A 17816-nucleotide genomic window follows, 5' to 3' on the forward strand; every position below is an offset into this window, starting at 1 on the left:
ATCTTTGCCGGATAGCTGCACCAGGATCATGCGCCGTTCACTCGGGACCTGCGCATGTTCGCACGGCTGCTATTGCGGAACACCGTGTTCGTCGTCGGCATGGGCGCGCTGCTGTTCGCGTGCGCGGGGACGCTGCATTGGCCGTCGGCCTGGGCCTTCCTCGCAACCTCCGCCCTGCTCGGCCCACTCTGCGGCTGGTGGCTCTACCGGACCGATCCGGCGCTGCTCGCCGAACGCCTGCGGCCGGTGCTTCAAAAGGATCAGCCCGCCGCCGACAAGATGTTCATGGCGCTGTTCATCGTTGCCATCCTGGCCTGGCTTGTCCTAATGGGGCTCGACCGGCGTGTTCGATCCTCTGACATGTCGACGGCATTGCAGGTGCTCGGACTCGGGCTGTTCCTGGGCTCGACACTGTTCACCATGTGGGTGTTCCGCGAGAACTCGTTCGCCGCGCCCGTGGTGAAGCTGCAAGCCGAGCGCGCGCAGCACGTGATCTCGACCGGACCCTATGCCTATGTCCGCCATCCCATGTACAGCGGCATGATCCTGTTCTTCACCGGCGTGCCGTTGCTGCTGGGATCGTGGTGGGGACTTGCGATGATGCCGCTCCTCCTCGCCTTGCTCGCGGTCCGCATCCCGATCGAGGAGCGCACGCTGCGCGAGGGTCTGCCCGGTTACACCGATTACACGGCGCGGGTGCGCCATCGCCTCATCCCCGGCGTCTGGTGAACGCGCCAACTGCACGAAGCCGCTATCGGTCCAGCTCGCGATAGCGGCGGAAGATGCCCTGCTCGTTGAAGGGAATGCGGCGCTCGCTTGCGAGATAGGCCTGGATGTTGGGCCGTGCGGCGATGCGGTCGTGCAGGCCGACGAGGCCCGGGACATCCTTCTCGAACGCCTTCATGCGCTTGGGGAAAGCATAACGCAGCCCATCGACGAGCTGGAACAGCGAGAGGTCGACATAGGTCAGGCGCCGGCCCGTCACGTAAATGCTGCCGCTCCCGGCGAGGAGCCGCTCGAAATAGCCGAGATATTTCGGCACGCGCTCGTCCCAGAAGTCGGCCGTGCGCTTCTTCGCCGGCGCCTTCTGATCCTCATAATAGAGCGAGGGCCCGATCGGATGATGGGTGTCGTGGATCTCGACGACGAAGTCCGTGATCGTGAGCTGAAGCTGGTGCACCCAGAGCCTGCCGGCTTCCGTCTTCGGCGCAAGCCCGTGGCGGGAGCCGAGATAGAGCAGGATGTTGGCGGTCTGGCCGATGACGAGCTTGCCCGCTCTCAGGAACGGCGGCGCAAAGGGCGGCGTGCCCTTCTGCGCGTCCATCATCTTCATCATCGCGGCCGATCCGCGCGGACCGCGCGCGACATCGACGTAAGCGGCGCCCGCCTCCTCCAGCGCCAGCCGCACATATTCGCCGCGGCCCTGGATCTCGGGCCAGTAGTAGAGCTCGTATTTCATGGGGGAGGTCCGTGAGCGTGGAGGCGATCGGACCAATGTAGCACGTGGCTGAAGGTTCCGTCAGCGTGAGGCGGAACGGCGGTTCAACATACGCCGTCATTGCGAGCGCAAGCGACTTGTCCGCCGAAGGCTTGGCGAAGGCGGAAGCAATCCAGAAATGCCTCCGCGGAGACACTCTGGATTGCTTCGTCGCAAGAGCTCCTCGCGATGACGAATGGAGAGAGCTCCGACGGTGGAGAGAACTCAGCGTCTCAATTCGCCGCGAAGCAGTACAGCAGCCCGTCGCCGCCGGTGGTCTTCAAATCGGCCTGCGAGCAGCCGCCGTCGGGACCCCGCGAGGGGTGAGAGCTATTCCAGGATTTCGAGGGTTCGTCGTCGCGCAGACCCCGGCGATCGAAATGGCCGACCATCGCGGCGCCTTGCGTGCTCGACGTCCAGTTCTTGCAGGTGCGATCGTCCGGCCCGGCGAACGCGGTGCCGTCCGGTTGCGATCCCGTGAGGATGTCGTGCCGGTTCGGCTGGTCGCCGGCACCATTGATGACCTCACCCTTTTCGCTGAGCGCGCTCTGCTTGGTGAGATTGTTCGTCGCGCCGTGCAGCTCGGCGACGTCCTTGGCGATCACCGTGCCCTTGGCGTTCTGCCACGGCCCCTTGCCGATGCGATCCTTGGCGTTGACGCCGAGTTTGCCGTCGGCGGCCTGCGTCGAGAGATAGGCGCGCCAGGTCTTGGTGCCGGCCCCGGCGGCTTGTGCAAGCTTCTGGCATTGCGCGTCGGCTCCTTCGAGGCCGCCGAGATCGGCGCCCTTGCCGGGGCCGTTGGAGGTCACGAAGAAGGTCATGTCGGCCGACTGCGCTTGCGCCGATGGGGCAGCAAGCAAGACCATGGCCAGCGCAACACCGGAAATCGTCATGGATTTCTCGATACGGATCATCCTGTCCTCCCAACGTTGTTTTTGTTCGCCGCCTGACTTCAACCCGAGGCGCCCCCGCTTATTCCGATGCCGTGCTGCGAGAGGCCCAAAAGAAAAGGGCGCCGTGCCGAAGCACGACGCCCTGGTTCCTCATCCCGTCCGCGATCAGTTGGTCTGCTGAATCGCTGACAATTCCCAGCCTGTGCCCGGCCGGCGGGCGAAGGTCCAGATCTCGGTCGCCTCGCCCGGCTGCTCGCTGCCGGCGACGATTGCGCCGGTGTTGCGGTCGAGCGTCTTGTCGGTGAGCGCGAAGCGCAGCGCCACCGTGGCATAGTCGGTCTCGCCTTCGCGCCAGGCTTCCGCGAGATCGCCCTGCAACAGCTTCACATCCGTGACCTTGTTGACCACGTTGCGGGCGCGGTTCTGGGCGAGGTCCTGCTCGAAATAGGAGACCATTTCCGGCGTCGCGACCGTGTGCAGCTTGGCCACGTCCTCGTTCGACCAGGCGGCCTGGACGTCGCCGAGCAGGCGCTCGAACGCCTCATAGTCGTCCGGCTTGATCTCGAGCGGCGCGTTGTTGCCGCCGAAGCCGAAGCCGCCGAGTCCGCTACCAAGGCCGCCACCGAGACCGCTGCGATAGTTCGTCTGCGGTCCGGGCGCTGCGCCGGCCTCAGCATTGGCGTAAGCCGCCCGCGGAGCGTGACGGCGCTGCCACCAGGACATCGCCAGCCGGACCACGAGCACCACCAGCGCGATCTGGATGATCAGGCCGATGATCGAGGACAGGCCGCCGAGGCCGCCGAACAGGCCGCCACCGAACAGCATGCCGAGCAGGCCGGCGCCGAGGAAGCCGGCCGCAAGGCCGCCCATGAAGCCGCCGGCGCGGCCAAACAGGCCGCCGCGCGCCGGCGCGGTCGCGGCCGAGTTCATGCCTGCGCCCGGCTGGGTGTAGGTGCGGTTGAACTGCGAGGCCGAGCCGGGTGCGGTCGTGGTCGACGGCGGCGCCGAATAGGAGCGCGTACCGCGCGAACCGGACGACATGCCGCCACCCGCGCGGGCGTCGGCCGACGAGATCGTCAGCGCGGTCGGCAGCGCAAGCGCCAGCACGACGGCGATCGTGTTGAAGAATTTCCGGGAGCGAAGCGAGAAAGTCATGTGCGTTTCCCAAATCCCCGGCATGGGGACGTGCCCCTAAGATGGTCAGACTTCCCGAAAAGTGAAGCCGGTTTCGGAACTTGCGGCTGCGGCCCTCAGTCGCGGGGATGTGGCAAAAGCCCATATATGACAGGGGTTTTACGGGAACCATTGGAGGATGCTTACCGCCGGGTTTACGACCCGATTTCCGCTTTTCCCCGGGTCCGCGAGCCGAGCTGGCCCACCAGCCGTCATTGCGAGGAGAGCGGCAGGTCTCACCCCTGCTTCGTCATCGTCTCCTTCACCGCCGCGACCAGCTGGCTGAGCGTGAAGGGCTTTGGCAGGAAGTCGAACTGCTGGCCTTCGGGCAGGCTCTTCTCGAAGGCATCCTCGGCATAGCCGGAGACGAAGATGAACTTGATGTCGGGGTTCTTCTCGCGCATGGCCTTCAACAGCGTCGGGCCGTCCATCTCCGGCATGACGACGTCGGAGACGACGAGATCGATCGCGCCACTTTGCTCGTCCAGCACCTCCATGGCCTCGACGCCATTCTCGGCCTCGACCACGGTGTAGCCACGCGAGCGCAGGCCGCGGGCATTGAGCGCGCGCAGGCCCTCCTCGTCCTCGACCAGCAGGATGGTGCCCTGCCCGGTGAGGTCGGTACGCGGCTTCGCCTCTGCCGCCGCGGGGGGCGCGGCTTCCTTCGCGGCGTCGCTGGTCGCGCCGATTGCGGCTGCGGGCTGCTCGACCTGCACCTCCCGTTCGGCGATGTGGCGCGGCAGGAAGATGTGGAACGAGGTGCCCTGCCCCGGCTCGGAATCGACGTAGATGAAGCCGCCGGTCTGCTTGACGATGCCGTAGACGGTGGAGAGCCCGAGGCCCGTGCCCTTGCCGACCTCTTTCGTCGAGAAGAACGGCTCGAAGATCTTGTCGCGGATGTCGGCGGGGATGCCGGTGCCGGTGTCGGCGACCTCGATGCGGACATAATCCGCGGCGGGCATGCCCTTGTAGGCGAGCTTGCCCGAATCGTCGCTGGTGACGTTGGCGGTGCGGATGATCAGCTTGCCGCCGTCAGGCATGGCGTCGCGCGCGTTCACCGCGAGGTTGACGATCACCTGCTCGAACTGGGAGACGTCGACCTTCACCGGCCAGAGGTCGCGGCCGTGGACGAGGTCGAGCTTGACCTTCTCGCCGATCAGCCGGCGCAGCAGCATGGTGAGATCGGACAGCGCGTCGCCGAGATCGAGCACCTGCGGCCGCAGCGTCTGCCGCCGCGAGAACGCCAGCAACTGCCGCACCAGGGTGGCGGCGCGCGTTGCGTTCTGCTTGATCTGCATGATGTCCTGGAACGACGGGTCGGTCGGCTTGTGCGCGTTCAGCAGGAAGTCGTTCGCCATCATGATGGCGGACAGCACGTTGTTGAAGTCGTGGGCGATGCCGCCGGCGAGCTGGCCGACCGTCTCCATCTTCTGCGACTGGTTGATCTGGTTTTCCAGCGCGCGCCGCTCGGTGGTCTCGAGCATGTGCACGATGGCGGCTTCCGCCTCGGTCTCGGCCGAATCGACCGGCGTCACGAAGAACTGGCCCCAGCGTTCCTTGGCCCCTTCCAGCGCCACCTCGACCGGCGCGATATCGGCCTTGCCTTCGGCGGCCTGGTTGATGGCCGCGATCAGGAGGTGCCGGTCGCGCGAATTGACCGCGCGGAAGATCGACTTGGAAGAGGTGTCGAGCCCCAGCGCCTGACTGAGCTTGGCGTAGCGCGCATTGGCGCGCACCACGTTGCCGGCGCGATCGACGGTCGCGATCGCCATCGGCGTGTGGTCGAAGAAGCGCATGAAGCGCACTTCGGCGGCACGATCAGGGTCGCTGCGCTCGTCGCGGGCGCGGCTGATCACGAGCGTGCGCGAGGGCCCCGGCGCGCCGTCGGCGCCGAAGGCGAGCTTGTGATAGAGCCGCACCGGCATGGTCTTGCCGGTGCGCATGCGCAGGTCGATGTCGAACACCTCGGTCTTCACCTCGCCCGGCACCGCCACGATCGAGGTCAAGAGCGAAGCGCCGTCGCCGGAGACGATATCGGTGAGCTTCAGGCCGCCGGAGCCGATCTCGGCGAGGTCGTAGTCGAGCCAGTTCGCCAATGTCGCGTTGACATAGGCGAGCTCGCCGGCCGGATTGACCGAGAAGAAGCCGCACGGGGCGTGATCGAGATATTCGATCGCGTGCTGGAGCTCCTGGAACACGTCCTCCTGGCGTTCGCGGTCGCGCGTGATGTCGGCGATCGACCACACCGCGTATTTCGCCTCGCGCTTGCCGGTGCCGAGCGGGCGCACGCGCATGCGCAGCCAGCGGCCCTGATTGCCGTCATGGCCGGAGATGCGCACCTCTTCCTGCTGCCGCTTGCCCTCGCGCGCGGCCTTGAGCAGCCGGAACACGGCTTCCGAGACGTCGGGGTTGCCGATGAAGACTCGCTCGACCGGGCGCACGTCCTGCGGTCCGGTGGCGCCGGTCAGCGTCAGATAGGCGGCATTGGAATAGACCACGTGTCCGCGCGCGTCGGTGACCGCGAGGCCGTCGAAGGCGTGATCGGAGATGCGGCCGATGACGGGATCGTCGAGATTGCGGTCGGCGAAGCGGATGATGCCGGCGGCGAAGGCGAACAGGTTGAACAGGCCGACCATCGCCAGCACGGCGAGGATACCGAGGATATAGGGCTGCGCCTGCGCGCGCCCGAGCGTCATCAGCCCGACGGCCACGGCGACGAGGCCGGCGGCCACCAACAGCACCAGCGCAATGCTGCCCGAGCGCGGCGACGGCTCGTGCGCCGCAACGGGCTCGCGTGTGAGGTCGTGGTCGGTCTCGGCGGTCATTCTCGAGCTGGCGCAGCCTGTCGGCAGAGAATCAACGCGCCACCGGGCGCGTGGGGTCCTCCCTGCCTGAATCGGACCCTGAGGTGCAAGGGCAGCAACGGCAAAAGGTACGCTGATTCCCAGATTACGGCCATTTCCGGTACGTTTCGGGCATCTTATCCCCGTCCGGCGCTGAATCCGCGCTTCAGGCGCATGACGTAGCCGATGACTTCGGCAACGGCATGGTAGTGCTCGGTCGGGATCTCCTGGTCGATGTCCACGGTGGCGTAGAGCGCGCGGGCCAGCGGCACGTTCTCCACGATCGGGATGTCGTGCTCGCGCGCGATCTCCCGGATCTTGAAGGCGAGATTGTCGACGCCCTTGGCGACGCAGATCGGCGCGGTCATGCCGCGCTCGTAGGACAGCGCTACCGAATAGTGGGTTGGGTTGGTGATGATCACGGAGGCCTTGGGAACCGCCGCCATCATGCGTTTCTTGGCGCGCTGCTGCCGCAGCTGCCTGATCTTGCCTTTGATGTGGGGGTCGCCTTCGGACTGCTTGTACTCTTCCTTGATCTCCTGGAGCGACATCTTCTGCCGCTGGAACCAGCTTCGGTACTGGAAGAAATAGTCGGCGATGGCGACGATCGCGAGCGCGGCGACCACCGCGCCGAGCAGTTGGATGGTCATGCTGGTGCTGGCGCCGAGCATGGCGGCCGGATCGAGCCTGATCATCGCCTCCATGCGGTGCCGCTCCGGCCACAGGATCATGGTCATGACCACGGCCAAGGCGACCAGCTTGCCGATGCCCTTGAGAAAATTGGCCGCCGCCTGTTTGCCGAAGATGCGTTTGAAGCCGGCGCCCGGCGAAATCTTGTTGAACTTGGGTTTCAGGGATTCGGCCGACCAAACCAGCCGGTGCTGCAGCATGTTGCCGGCGATGGCCGCCAGCACCAGCACCAACAGGGGCACGCCGATCGCGGCAAGCACGGCGAGCTCGATCTGCTCCATCAGCGCGAGCAGGGCCTTGCCGTCGGTCTTGATCATCCAGGAATTGGCAAGCAGGTTGCGCATCGGCGTCAGCAGCCCGCTGCCGACCGAGCCCGAGAAGGTGGAGACGACGAGCGTGCCGCCCGCCATCATGAACCAGGTGTTGATCTCCTGGCTCTTGGCGACGTCGCCGCGTTCGAGCGCATCGTCGAGGCGCTTTTGCGTCGGGTCTTCTGTTTGACTTTCGGGATCGTTGTCTTCGGCCACCGATCGATCCCCCTCACCTGAGCGGCATCATCTGGTGCATGACACCGATGAAGTAGTCGAGAAAGGTGCCCATCATCGCGGTGAGCACCACGGCAAGCACCAGGAAGCCCGCGAAGATCGACAGCGGCACGCCGACGAAATAGACCTGCATCTGCGGCATCAGCCGCGCCAGCACGCCCAGTCCGATATTGAAGACGAGGCCGAACACCAGGAACGGCCCGGAGAGCTGCAAGCCGAGGCGGAACGCGGCGGAGAAGGCGCGCGTTGCCAGCGAGGCGACGTCGCCGCTCGACACGGTCTCGCCCGGCGAGAAGATCGTGTAGCTGTCGTTCAGCGCCGCGATCACCAGATGATGGCTGTCGGTGGCAAACAGCAGCGTCACGCCCAGCATGGTCAGGAAGTTGCCGACCAGCACGCCCTGCTGGCCCTGCGTCGGATCGACCGAGGTGACGAAGCCGAGCCCCATCTGCTGCGCGATCACGGATCCCGCAACCTGGAGCGCCGACAACGTCACGCGCGCGGTCGCGCCGAGCACGATGCCGATCGCGATCTCATGCAGCATCAGCACCAGCAGCGGCGCCAGCGAGCCCATGTCGACCTGATAGGCGTTGCGATGCAGCGGCAGAATGATCAGCGTGAGCAGCAGCGCGATCGACAGCTTGATCCGCGTCGGGATGTTGGTCTCGCCGAGGCCGGGCAGCAGCATCACCATCGCGCCGACCCGGGCGAAGGCGAGCATGAAGGAAGCGGCGAGCGCCGGCAGCAACGAGACGTCGATGCGCATAATTCACGCATAGTGCCTCAGCCGCCTATGATTCGCGACGATATCCGCAGCATGTGGGCGTGCATCGAATCGGCCATGAACGGCAGCGCCAACAGCATCGTGGCAAAGATCGCGAGGATCTTCGGCACGTAGATCAGCGTCTGCTCCTGGATCTGCGTCAGCGCCTGGAACAGCGACACGATGACGCCGACCACGAGGCCGACCACCATCAGCGGCGACGACACGATCACGATGGTCCAGATCGCATCGCGCGCGACGTCGAGGGTCTCGGGTCCGGTCATTTGGAGGTTCCGATGGGGTTAGAGGAAGGCGCGAGAAGCGAGTAGCGAATCGCGAGTAGCGAATGGTGGCCAGAGCTCGCCATTCGCCACTCGCCATTCGCTTCAAATCAGATCGGCATCTTCATGATGTCTTCATAGGCCGCGATGACGCGGTCGCGGACCGAGACCAGCGTGGACACCGCGACATCGGTGTCGGCGACCGCCGTAACCACGTCCATCACGTTGGCCTTGCCGGAGGCCATCGCCACCGTCTGCGCGTCGGACTTGCGACCGGATTCCACGACGCTGCCGACGGCGTCCTTCAGCAGCGCGGCGAAGGATTGCCCGTTCGGTTCGCTGCCCTTGCCGGCGCCGGTGCCGGTGTTCTCCAGCACGCGGGCGAGGCTGGCGTAAGCATTGGCGGCAATTGTCGGTGATGCCATGGCTCAAATGTCCTGTTCAGCTCTTGAGGATGTCGAGCGTGCGCTGGATCATCCGGCGCGTCGCACTGATGATGTTGAGGTTGGCCTCGTAGGACCGCTGCGCGTCGCGCATGTCGGTCATCTCGACCACCGAGTTCACATTGGGATATTTGACGTTGCCGCTGGCATCCGCAGCCGGATTGTTCGGCTCGTATCTGACGCGGAAGGCGGACTGGTCGGGCTTGATCCTGCCGAGGGTGACGACCTGCGCGTCGAGCGTGCGGTCGAGCGCGGATGAGAAGGTCGGCACCTTGCGCCGGTAGGGATCGCCGCCGGCAGTCTGCGCCGTCGAGTCCGCATTCGCGATGTTCTCCGAGATCACCCGCATGCGGCCGGCCTGCGCGCGCAGGCCCGAGGTCGCGATTGCCATGGAGCGGGCGAAGTCGCTGCTGTCATTTGCCATGATCCGCCTCCTTTAGGGCCTAACCTTTGCCGATCGCGGTCTTGAGCAGGCGCAGGCTCTTCGAATAGAGCGAGGTCACCGCGGCGTAGTCCATCTGGTTGCTGGCGGCCTTCATCATCTCCTCCTCGAGATTGACGGCATTGCCGGCGGGGCGGGTCTCGAAACCCGCGTTCTTGTTCTGGTCGAAGGCGGAAGGGGCCCCCGACGGCGCCAAATGCGAGGCGCTGGTCCGGGTCAGGACCAAGGGCCCCATGGACCCCGTGACGGCGCCGGCCTTGTCGAACTTCGGCTCGACCAGGTCGCGCGGCCGGAATTTCGGCGTGTCGGAATTGGAGACGTTCTCGGACAGGACGCGCTGGCGCTCCTGATGCCACTGCATCTTGGTCCGAAGCACCGACAGTTCCGGAATATCGTTGATGGACATCGTCGCGGCTCCCTCCGCCCCGACGGACCCTAGGGACCGCCGCTAGGCAGAATTTGCCGCCTGTATGGTTAACAGCTGGTTAAGGACCGGTCGTGATGCATGTCCCCAGCCGAAACTGATTCTTGCGCCCCGCCATTCGACGCCGCGAAAAGTGGCATTAACCCAGCCGTTTGGCGAGACGTGCGCAGGGCAAGAAGTCGTTTTGGATCGGGCGATTCATGGGTTATTAAGAGTTGGGGACGGCAAAACTTGCCGTGGAACGTTAAGAAATCGCAGTTTGGGGCATCGTCCGCCGGTGGTCGATTCGACTGACCATGGGCACGAAAAATGCGCCATTTGTCGGGGACAAGTATGCAAGGCAGCCCTATCACCTTCATCGTCGCGTTCATCGTCGTTCTGGCGTTGATCGGCGTCGCTGCATGGCTGGTTCGCCGATTCGCCGGTAGCCGCATCGGCGCCAACACCCAGCGCGGCCGGATGCCCCGCCTCGCCGTGATCGACGCCGCCGCGGTCGATGGCCGGCGCCGGCTGGTCCTGGTCCGGCGCGACAATGTCGAGCATCTGCTGATGATCGGCGGCCCAACCGACATCGTTGTCGAGCCCAACATCGTTCGCGCCGCGCCCAGCCGCGACCAGATCCCGCAACGTCCGAGTGCCGCCGAATCGCCGCGCCTTGCCCCCATGCCCGATGCCGGCGGCTGGGCCGATGAAGCGCCGCGGCCCGAGCTGCTCGATCATCCCGAGCCGCAAATGCCCGAGCCGCCGCCGCGGCCCGCGCGGCCATCCTTCGCCGACGAGGTGCGCCGGCCTGCGCCTGCACTGGCCGAACGCCGCAGCGAGCCGGCTCTGGGCGGCTTTACGCCGGAGCCGATCGCGCCACGTCCCGAGCGCGAACCGCGGCCCGAGCCGCTGCCGCCGCGCATCGCCCGCGGCGAGCCGCCGCTGATGCCGCGTCCGCCGCGCGGCAGTGAGCCGATGAAGATGCCGCCGGTGCGAGCCGAGCGCGCCGCGGCACCACCGCCTCCTCCGCCCGTGCCGCAGGCTGCGCCCGTTCCGCCGCCGGCACCCGCTGCCGCGCCCTCGAGCGCCGAGCAGAATCTCGCCGAAATGGCGCAGCGCCTCGAGGCTGCCCTGCGCCGCCCGGCCGGGGAAACGGTCGCGCCTCCGGTTGCGCCGGAGCCGCCGCCCGCTCCGGCGCGCGCCGCCCGCAGCGAGCCGCCGGCACCGCCCGCTGCGCCGGCGAAGCCGGCTGCGGAAAAGACCAGCTTTGAAAATCTCGAAGACGAGATGGCCTCCCTGCTCGGCCGTCCGAAGCCATCTTCGTGAGGTTGCCCGCCCTCCCGCGTAGAGTTCTTTTCCTTTCTGTCCTGGTCGGCGCGGCTTCGCTCGCAATGCCGTCGCATGCCCAGGACATCAGCATCAATCTCGGTGGCGGCGCCGGTGGCGGCGGCGTCACCGAGCGCGCGATCCAGCTGATCGCGCTGCTCACGGTGCTCTCGATCGCCCCGTCGATCCTGATCATGATGACGTCGTTCACCCGCATCGTGGTGGTGCTGTCGCTGCTGCGCACCGCGATGGGCACTGCGACCGCCCCGCCGAACTCGGTGATCATCGCGCTCGCGATGTTTCTCACCTTCTTCGTGATGGGCCCGGTGCTGCAGAAATCCTACGACGAGGGCATCCGCCCGCTCGTCGCCAACCAGATCGGCGTCGAGGACGCGTTCCAGCGCGCCTCCGTGCCGCTGCGCGGCTTCATGCAGAAGAACGTGCGCGAAAAGGACCTGAAGCTGTTCCTGGACCTCTCCGGCGAGCCGCCGCCGGCCACGCCCGACGATCTCGCCTTACGCATTCTCGTCCCCGCCTTCATGATCTCCGAGCTGAAGCGCGCCTTCGAGATCGGCTTCCTGTTGTTCCTGCCCTTCCTGATCATCGACCTCGTCGTCGCCTCGGTGCTGATGTCGATGGGCATGATGATGCTGCCGCCGGCGACGATCTCGCTGCCGTTCAAGCTGATCTTCTTCGTGCTGGTCGACGGCTGGTCGCTGGTGGCGGGGAGCTTGGTGCAGAGTTACGGGGGGTGACGGCGGGCTTCGGGACGCCTGCATCCCCCCGCCCATAGCGATCGCCTCCGTTCCCTCCCGTCATTGCGAGGAGCCTTGCGACGAAGCAATCCAGAGAGTGCCGCCGCGGAGAGATTCTGGATTGCTTCGCTGCGCTCGCAATGACGGAGGAATGGCGCGCCGCTGAGCTCTACCGCGTCATCTTGATCTGCCGCACGACCGGGATCGTGGGCAGCGAGCCGGTGTGGTCGCTCGTATCTTTGGCCTGCGGCGCGCCGGGCGCGCGGGCCGTGGCGTCGGGGAAGCGCTGCTTCATCTCGCGCAGGAAGCCGTCGAGCGTGTCGACGCTGGCGGCGAGCTTGGCGATCTCGGCGAATTCGGCGCTGGAGGCTGCGGCCGGCTTGCTCGCAATGTCGAAGGCGAGACGGTCGGCGCTCTCGCTCATCAGCGGGGCGTATTTCTCGCGGAAGCGCGACAGGCCGATCGAGTCGTCGGCGAGGGCGTAGCCGACGGCGGCGCGGATGATGTCGCTCTTCTCGACCGCATTGAGCGGCTTGAAGTCGCGGAAGCGGTCTCCGTAATAGAGCTCGATCTGCTCGGCGGACTCGCGCCAGCGCCGCGCCGCCCAGAAGATGTCGGAGCGCAGGCGGAGCACTTCCCGCCCGGCGACGTTGGAGACAATGTCGAGCGCAAGATCATGACGGCCGACGTCGCTCTGCGCACGCGCCTCCAGCAGCAGGCGCTGCTGCCGGAGCTCGCCTGAGAGATCGCTGATGCGGCTCGCGCGCAGCGCGGTGATGGCCAAGTCGGGCTTGCGGTTGGCGAGATAGATCATGGCGAGGCGCGCGGCGACCTGGGCGCGCGCGGCGCCTTCGAGGCGATGATCTATCTGGTATTGCAGGAGCTCGGCGGCCTGGTCGAGCAGATCTATCGAGGCGAGACGGTCGGCGAGACGGCGGATCAGCTCGTCGCCGCGGCGGCCGATCGGCGTCAGCTCGCGGAACTCGTAGAACATCCCGAGCGCCTCGACCGGCGGCAGCTCGTCGCCCTTCGGTCCGAGGAAGATCTGCGTGAACAGCTCGGAGGCGAGATCCTGCGCCTGACGCGAGGCTTCGGCGTTCGGCTGCAGCCTCGTCGCGGTGCGCGCGGCTGTGAGCGCATCGCGGTAGCGCCCGTTGTCGGCATAGAGGCGCGACAGCATCTGCAGTGTCTTGACCTCGATCGCATCGCCGCGCCAGGTCATCGACAGCGTCTCGAGCTCCCGCAGCGCCTCTTCCTTGCCGATCTCGTCGCGCTTCTGACGCAGCGCGATCTCGAGCTGCTTGGCCTCGGCCGCAGCCGGACGGTCATTCGAGGCGACCGCGAGCTTGTAATCGTCGAGCGCATCCTTGTCGTGGCCGAGCGCCTCGGCGAGCCGGCCGCGCAGCACGGCGAAGCCTGGCGCGGCCTCGGGCGGGACACCGACCACCTCGAGCTCGTTGCGGCGCTTGGAGGCGCCGGCATAGTCCTTCACCTCGAGGGATGCGCGCATCGCGTCCATCGTCACGATGCGCTGGATGTCGAGCGGCAGCGAGGCGATGGCGAATTCGACGTTCTTGAACTTTTCGCGCGCATCGGCCCATTTGCCCTGGCGCGCATAGGCGAGCGCCTTCCAAAGCTGGGAATCGTGGCTATTGCCGATCGCAGGATTGGCGAGATCCTTCAGGCCCTGCGCCGGCCGGCCGATCAGGATGTTGGCGATCGCATGCATGATCAGCGCGCCGCTCTCCTCCTTGTTGAGCGGATCGCTCAGCATCACGTCGGTCACGGCCTTGGCCTCGTGATACATGGCGCGCGACATGTAGAATTGCGCAAGATCGAGCCGCGGCAGCGAACGCAGCGCCGGCTCGACCGCCGAGATCGCCGTCATCAGTTCGCCCTGGCGCGCCATGAAGTTTTCCGACTGGCCCTTGCGCCAGCCTTCGGGACTGAAGATCGGGCGCACGGCGGTCGGCGCCCGCTCGGCCGAGATGTCGACCGGCGACAGGGTCAAGCCGCCCTTCTTGCCGAGAATGACCTTGTCGGAGCCGACCTCGACGCCGATCTCGTCGGAGTTCGGCCGGATCGCGATGCCGTGCGCGGATTCCAGCAGCGAGAGATCGACGAGGTCCTGCCGCTTGATGAAGCCGCGCACCGGCCGCAGCGCGGTGACGACATAGAGCGTGTCGCCGGCATCGGGATCGGTGAGCTTGTGCAGCTGGCCTGGATTGGCGAAGGGGATCGCGATATTGGCGAGCGCGGGATCGGTGATGTTGCGCGACATCATCAGCGGCAGCGGCGTCGCCTGGATCTTGTCGGCGAGCGTCAACATCCAGTTGGTCTCCTTGCCGACCTCCTCGCTCGTCAGCGAATAGACCAGGGGACGGGTGAGACGGATGCGCACCGCCTGCGCCTTGTCGAGCGGGACGCGGCCGACCTCGCCGATCATCGCGCCGCCCTTGGTGCGGATCGCCTCGACATCGACGAGCTTCGGCGTATCGAACACCAGCCACACGGTGTCGCCGCGGCGGAACGCCGCCGCCGGCGTTGCGACCTGAAACGGGAACGTCACGCGCAAGCCGTCGCTGTCGCGGCGCGCATCGACGCTGGCAATCGCGGGCGCGACCGGCACCTCCGCCGGCACAGCCTTGGCAGCATCCTTGCCAGCATCCTTGGCGGCATCCTTGACCGGTTCCTTCGCGACCTCCCTGGGCGCTTCGACGGGCGCAGGCGCCGGCGCCGACTTCGCAGCTTCCTTGGGCGGTTGGGCCGCTTCGGCCGCGGGAGAGGCTGCCGGTTTCGGCGCTTCGGCGGGCGGCAGCGCGGCGGGCGCTTCCACCTTCACCTCGGGCTTGATCTCGATCCTGGCCTCGCGCGCGATCGTCTCGGAGGTCGGCGGTGGGATCTCGCGATGGGCGTCCTTCTTCTCGGCGGCGGGCTTTTCTGGTGCAGGTGCAGGTGCAGGTGCAGCCGCCGGCCCGCGGCCGGCCGGCTTCATCTGCGCGATCGTCGCCTCGGGCGTTGCCGCCAACTTACCCTTGTCGGGCTGGAAGGAGACGTCGACGACGTAGTTCTTCTCGTCGCGGAACGAATGCACGTCGGCATCGCCGATCAGCGCGATCTCGACATTGGTCTGGTCGATATCGGACTTCTGCTTGATCGAGGCGACGTTCGGCGGCGCGGCGAGAACCGCGTCCGCCAGGTCGAAATTGAGATTGGCGTTGAAGACGAGCGTCAGCTTCTGCTCGTTGAGCACGGAGGAGACGCCGACCCCGTCGGGCATCTCGAACACGAAGCGCACGAAGGTCGGCTGCACCGAGGCGCGCACGCGGATCGGCGGACGCTTCCTGGACTCCGCGGCGGCACGCTGGGCGCGCAGCGCACGCTCGGCCGCGCGTGCCCGCTCGGCAAGCTCCTTGACCACGTCCATGGGCAGGCTCGGCGGCGGCCCCTTCCAACCCTCGGGCAGCAGGTCGATGAAGGTGCGCTCGCCGGCGTTCATGGTGTTCACAGTGACGCGCCGCGCCAGCGACAGGCGGATGGCGCCGCCGTCAGGGTCGCGGCGGGCGGAATTGACGTAATCGGGCGCGCCTTCCGGAATGCGCTCGACGGGCACATCGACGGGCCGGTCGAAGCGGATGACGAGGATCGAGCCCGCGGTCGTCACCTCGGAGGGAACGTCCTCGCCGAGCTTGATGACGAGACGGGCAAAGCCGCCACCGGCTGAAAACGTCGCCTCGCCCCTGATCGGATCGGCCGCCCGGCCGGGCGCCGCAAGGCCAAGCAGGAGACAGGCCGCCAGCAAGGCCGCGGCGCGGGCGTGACGCGACAAGCCCCGCGCCGATGCGCGGGCTCGCGACACAAATCCAGCGGCAGCCTCTCGCGCCATTGGCGGCATTTCTTCCGGTTCGGCGGGCATGCCGGCACTGGCGCCGGCCCGTGCCGTCGACTGTAGGTCTCGCCAATTAAGGACTTGTTAATGCTATGTCTTGATTTGCGGGAACAGCATGCCGTGCCGGATGGAGCGGGGGCCGTTCCGCGAGTTTGAATTTGAGACGCAGGCGGTTAAGCAGTTGTTAACGGCTGCACGATGTCGCGGCCTGTCAGTCCCTTTGCGGCACCCCATAGCGGACAAAATCTTCGGCGATTCGGGCCTCGATCCTTCTGGCCGCCGAGATATCGCTATTGCCGCCGTCTGTGTCGCCGAGCTTGAATCTGGCGACCCCGCGACCGTACAGCGCGCTCGCCAGCTTGGGAGCGTACCGCAGCGCCGCGTTGTAGTCGTCGATAGCCGCGGAGAGTTGTCCCATTTTCAGATTGATCAGGGCTCGCGAATCGTATGTCGCGGCGTTACCCGCTCCCGATCGAAGCACCATCTCGCAATCCTCCATCGCAGCCTGCAAGGCGCCGAGGATGGCCCGGGCCCAACAGCGTCCGCTCCAGGCCGCCTCCAGCTTCGGGTCAAGGCGAATTGCTTCGTCATAGTCCTGCGCTGCACGGTCGTACGCATTCCTCTTCAAGAACGCTGCCGCACGGTTGGCAAAGGCAGTGGCATAGTTGGGGTTGAGCTTCAGCGCCTCCTGAAAAGCGCCAAGGGCAAGGTCGTGCGAGCCCGTCCTCAGATAGGCCACTCCGAGGTTGTTGAAGGCCTTCGCATAATTCGGGTTATGCCGGGTCGCTGCGACGAAATCCTTGATCGCGCCTTCGTAGTCGGCTTTGGCGCTATGGGCATTGCCCCTGTTGTTGTGGGCGACGGCAAAGCCATTTGTGCTCCCCTCGCCCGCATCGATAAAGGCCGTGCAGGCCTCGATGCGAGCTTCGGGCGAGACCCGATCTGACCCGTTACATAGCTCGATATTCTTGAGTGAGCTGCTCTTCTTCGACGTCTGCGCCAAGCCTGACGAACCGGAGAGTCCAACGATCAGAATGAGCATCCCTGCCCTGATGACACTGGCCCGTGCGATTTTCACACCAAGCGCCGAACTCCGCGAGCGAAACGAAGCACTCATGTTGCGTCTCTCTGCCGGGCCGGACGCTGCGCCGGCATCACGGCGGCTTCGGCCGAGCAAACTTCTCAGCATCCCCGACAGATAATGAGCCTGCGATTGGCGCTTCGATCGGGCTCCGGCGCCGCGCCGGCCGGCGGCTTCTTCAGGACCTTGCTTTTGCCCTCTTCGATCAGCGTCGAAAATTTGGCTGACCCGTCATCAGAAATCTCGATGTGCGGCGTCGTACCTCGGATCCCCAACGTGGCAACGGGCGTATCGACCTTCATATCGCCGGTCTTCGCAACATTGCCCGCAACAAAAGTGAACGTTCCCTTGGCAAGACTGAACAGGGTCGCGTTGGACTTGCCGGCCGGCTCATACACATAGTGATCCAGCACCATACGGGCGTTGCTCGATAAATTGAACGAGCTGCCGTCGCTAAGATTTATTCCGACCCGGCCGTCGTCTCCGGTCAGCACCACGTCACCAAGATATACGGGATCACCCCTCTTGGCCTGGCCGGGCTCACTTGAGACATTCGCTTGAACGATCACTGCGCCCGCATGTTCGATCGTGACGGAGCCTGTGGCCGTCGCCACCTTCCCGATCGGTTTGGAAGACGAGCTGGCGACGGCGGGCCCGGTGGAATCGACTTGCGCTTGAGCCGCACTCGGCGAGAAATTGGCTAGCGCCAAGACCAAGCCGGTCGCCAAAGCGGCTGTCGTAGGTCTGCACATGATCCGCCCTTTCCGAGAAGATCCTATCGACTAGCGGCGGCTCATTTCTTGAACCGC

The 17816-nt window shown here is 66.0% G+C and carries 16 protein-coding genes; 3 read left to right on the forward strand and 13 right to left on the reverse strand.

Going from position 1 to position 17816, the window contains the following annotated elements; all coding sequences use genetic code 11:
* Nucleotides 1–54 precede the first annotated feature (54 nt).
* Nucleotides 55–729: an isoprenylcysteine carboxylmethyltransferase family protein gene (locus I6F36_RS05480; RefSeq protein ID WP_036027901.1), complete on the forward strand. Its 675-nt coding sequence runs from the start codon at nt 55–57 to the stop codon at nt 727–729.
* Between the two features lie 22 nt (nt 730–751).
* Here I6F36_RS05480 and I6F36_RS05485 read toward each other — a convergent pair whose 3' ends face one another.
* The 10 genes from I6F36_RS05485 to flgB form a co-directional block, all read right to left on the reverse strand.
* On the reverse strand, nt 752–1459 hold the full coding sequence (locus I6F36_RS05485) for a glutathione S-transferase (RefSeq protein ID WP_225132765.1): 708 nt from the start codon (nt 1457–1459) through the stop codon (nt 752–754).
* Between the two features lie 251 nt (nt 1460–1710).
* Nucleotides 1711–2391 (reverse strand): lectin, encoded by a 681-nt coding sequence (locus tag I6F36_RS05490; protein WP_225132766.1) that lies wholly within the window; start codon nt 2389–2391, stop codon nt 1711–1713.
* Nucleotides 2392–2535: 144 nt separating this feature from the next.
* A complete protein-coding gene (locus tag I6F36_RS05495) occupies nt 2536–3549 on the reverse strand; it encodes a Tim44 domain-containing protein (protein WP_225132767.1) in 1014 nt (337 codons plus the stop codon).
* 230 nt (nt 3550–3779) lie between these two features.
* Entirely contained in the window at nt 3780–6368 is a 2589-nt protein-coding gene (cckA, locus tag I6F36_RS05500) for a cell cycle histidine kinase CckA (protein ID WP_225132768.1), read from the reverse strand.
* A gap of 155 nt (nt 6369–6523) precedes the next feature.
* Nucleotides 6524–7603 (reverse strand): flagellar biosynthesis protein FlhB, encoded by a 1080-nt coding sequence (flhB, locus tag I6F36_RS05505; RefSeq protein ID WP_225171069.1) that lies wholly within the window; start codon nt 7601–7603, stop codon nt 6524–6526.
* Nucleotides 7604–7616: 13 nt separating this feature from the next.
* Nucleotides 7617–8387 carry a flagellar biosynthetic protein FliR gene (gene fliR / locus I6F36_RS05510; protein WP_225114657.1) on the reverse strand — a complete coding sequence of 257 codons (771 nt, stop codon included), beginning with the start codon at nt 8385–8387 and terminating at the stop codon, nt 7617–7619.
* Nucleotides 8388–8404: 17 nt separating this feature from the next.
* On the reverse strand, nt 8405–8668 hold the full coding sequence (fliQ, locus tag I6F36_RS05515; RefSeq protein WP_025037372.1) for a flagellar biosynthesis protein FliQ: 264 nt from the start codon (nt 8666–8668) through the stop codon (nt 8405–8407).
* A 107-nt stretch (nt 8669–8775) separates the two neighbouring features.
* On the reverse strand, nt 8776–9090 hold the full coding sequence (gene fliE, locus I6F36_RS05520) for a flagellar hook-basal body complex protein FliE (RefSeq protein WP_157280796.1): 315 nt from the start codon (nt 9088–9090) through the stop codon (nt 8776–8778).
* 16 nt (nt 9091–9106) lie between these two features.
* Nucleotides 9107–9532, reverse strand: a complete 426-nt coding sequence (flgC, locus tag I6F36_RS05525; RefSeq protein WP_036013073.1) for a flagellar basal body rod protein FlgC — start codon at nt 9530–9532, stop codon at nt 9107–9109.
* A gap of 19 nt (nt 9533–9551) precedes the next feature.
* Complete coding sequence (gene flgB, locus I6F36_RS05530) at nt 9552–9956, reverse strand: flagellar basal body rod protein FlgB (protein WP_036013075.1); 405 nt, start codon at nt 9954–9956, stop codon at nt 9552–9554.
* Nucleotides 9957–10307: 351 nt separating this feature from the next.
* On the opposite strand from flgB, the gene I6F36_RS05535 reads away from it, so the two are divergent.
* Nucleotides 10308–11282: a flagellar biosynthetic protein FliO gene (locus I6F36_RS05535; RefSeq protein WP_225132771.1), complete on the forward strand. Its 975-nt coding sequence runs from the start codon at nt 10308–10310 to the stop codon at nt 11280–11282.
* Nucleotides 11279–12037, forward strand: a complete 759-nt coding sequence (gene fliP, locus I6F36_RS05540) for a flagellar type III secretion system pore protein FliP (RefSeq protein WP_036013079.1) — start codon at nt 11279–11281, stop codon at nt 12035–12037. Before I6F36_RS05535 ends, fliP begins: the two co-directional genes overlap by 4 nt.
* A 169-nt stretch (nt 12038–12206) precedes the next feature.
* On the opposite strand, the gene I6F36_RS05545 is transcribed toward fliP, so the two are convergent.
* The 3 genes from I6F36_RS05545 to I6F36_RS05555 all read right to left on the reverse strand — a co-directional run bounded on the left by I6F36_RS05545 (nt 12207) and on the right by I6F36_RS05555 (nt 17735).
* The gene (locus I6F36_RS05545) at nt 12207–15923 is read right to left on the reverse strand and encodes a tetratricopeptide repeat protein (RefSeq protein ID WP_225171070.1); all 3717 of its coding nucleotides are present in this window, start codon (nt 15921–15923) and stop codon (nt 12207–12209) included.
* A 214-nt stretch (nt 15924–16137) separates the two neighbouring features.
* A complete protein-coding gene (locus I6F36_RS05550; protein WP_192893148.1) occupies nt 16138–17043 on the reverse strand; it encodes a tetratricopeptide repeat protein in 906 nt (301 codons plus the stop codon).
* Nucleotides 17044–17108: 65 nt separating this feature from the next.
* Nucleotides 17109–17735: a FecR family protein gene (locus I6F36_RS05555; protein ID WP_306469098.1), complete on the reverse strand. Its 627-nt coding sequence runs from the start codon at nt 17733–17735 to the stop codon at nt 17109–17111.
* Between the last annotated feature and the right edge of the window lie 81 nt (nt 17736–17816).

Origin of the sequence: Bradyrhizobium sp. BRP19 (assembly GCF_020194195.1) — a bacterium.
GTDB lineage: Bacteria > Pseudomonadota > Alphaproteobacteria > Rhizobiales > Xanthobacteraceae > Bradyrhizobium > Bradyrhizobium yuanmingense.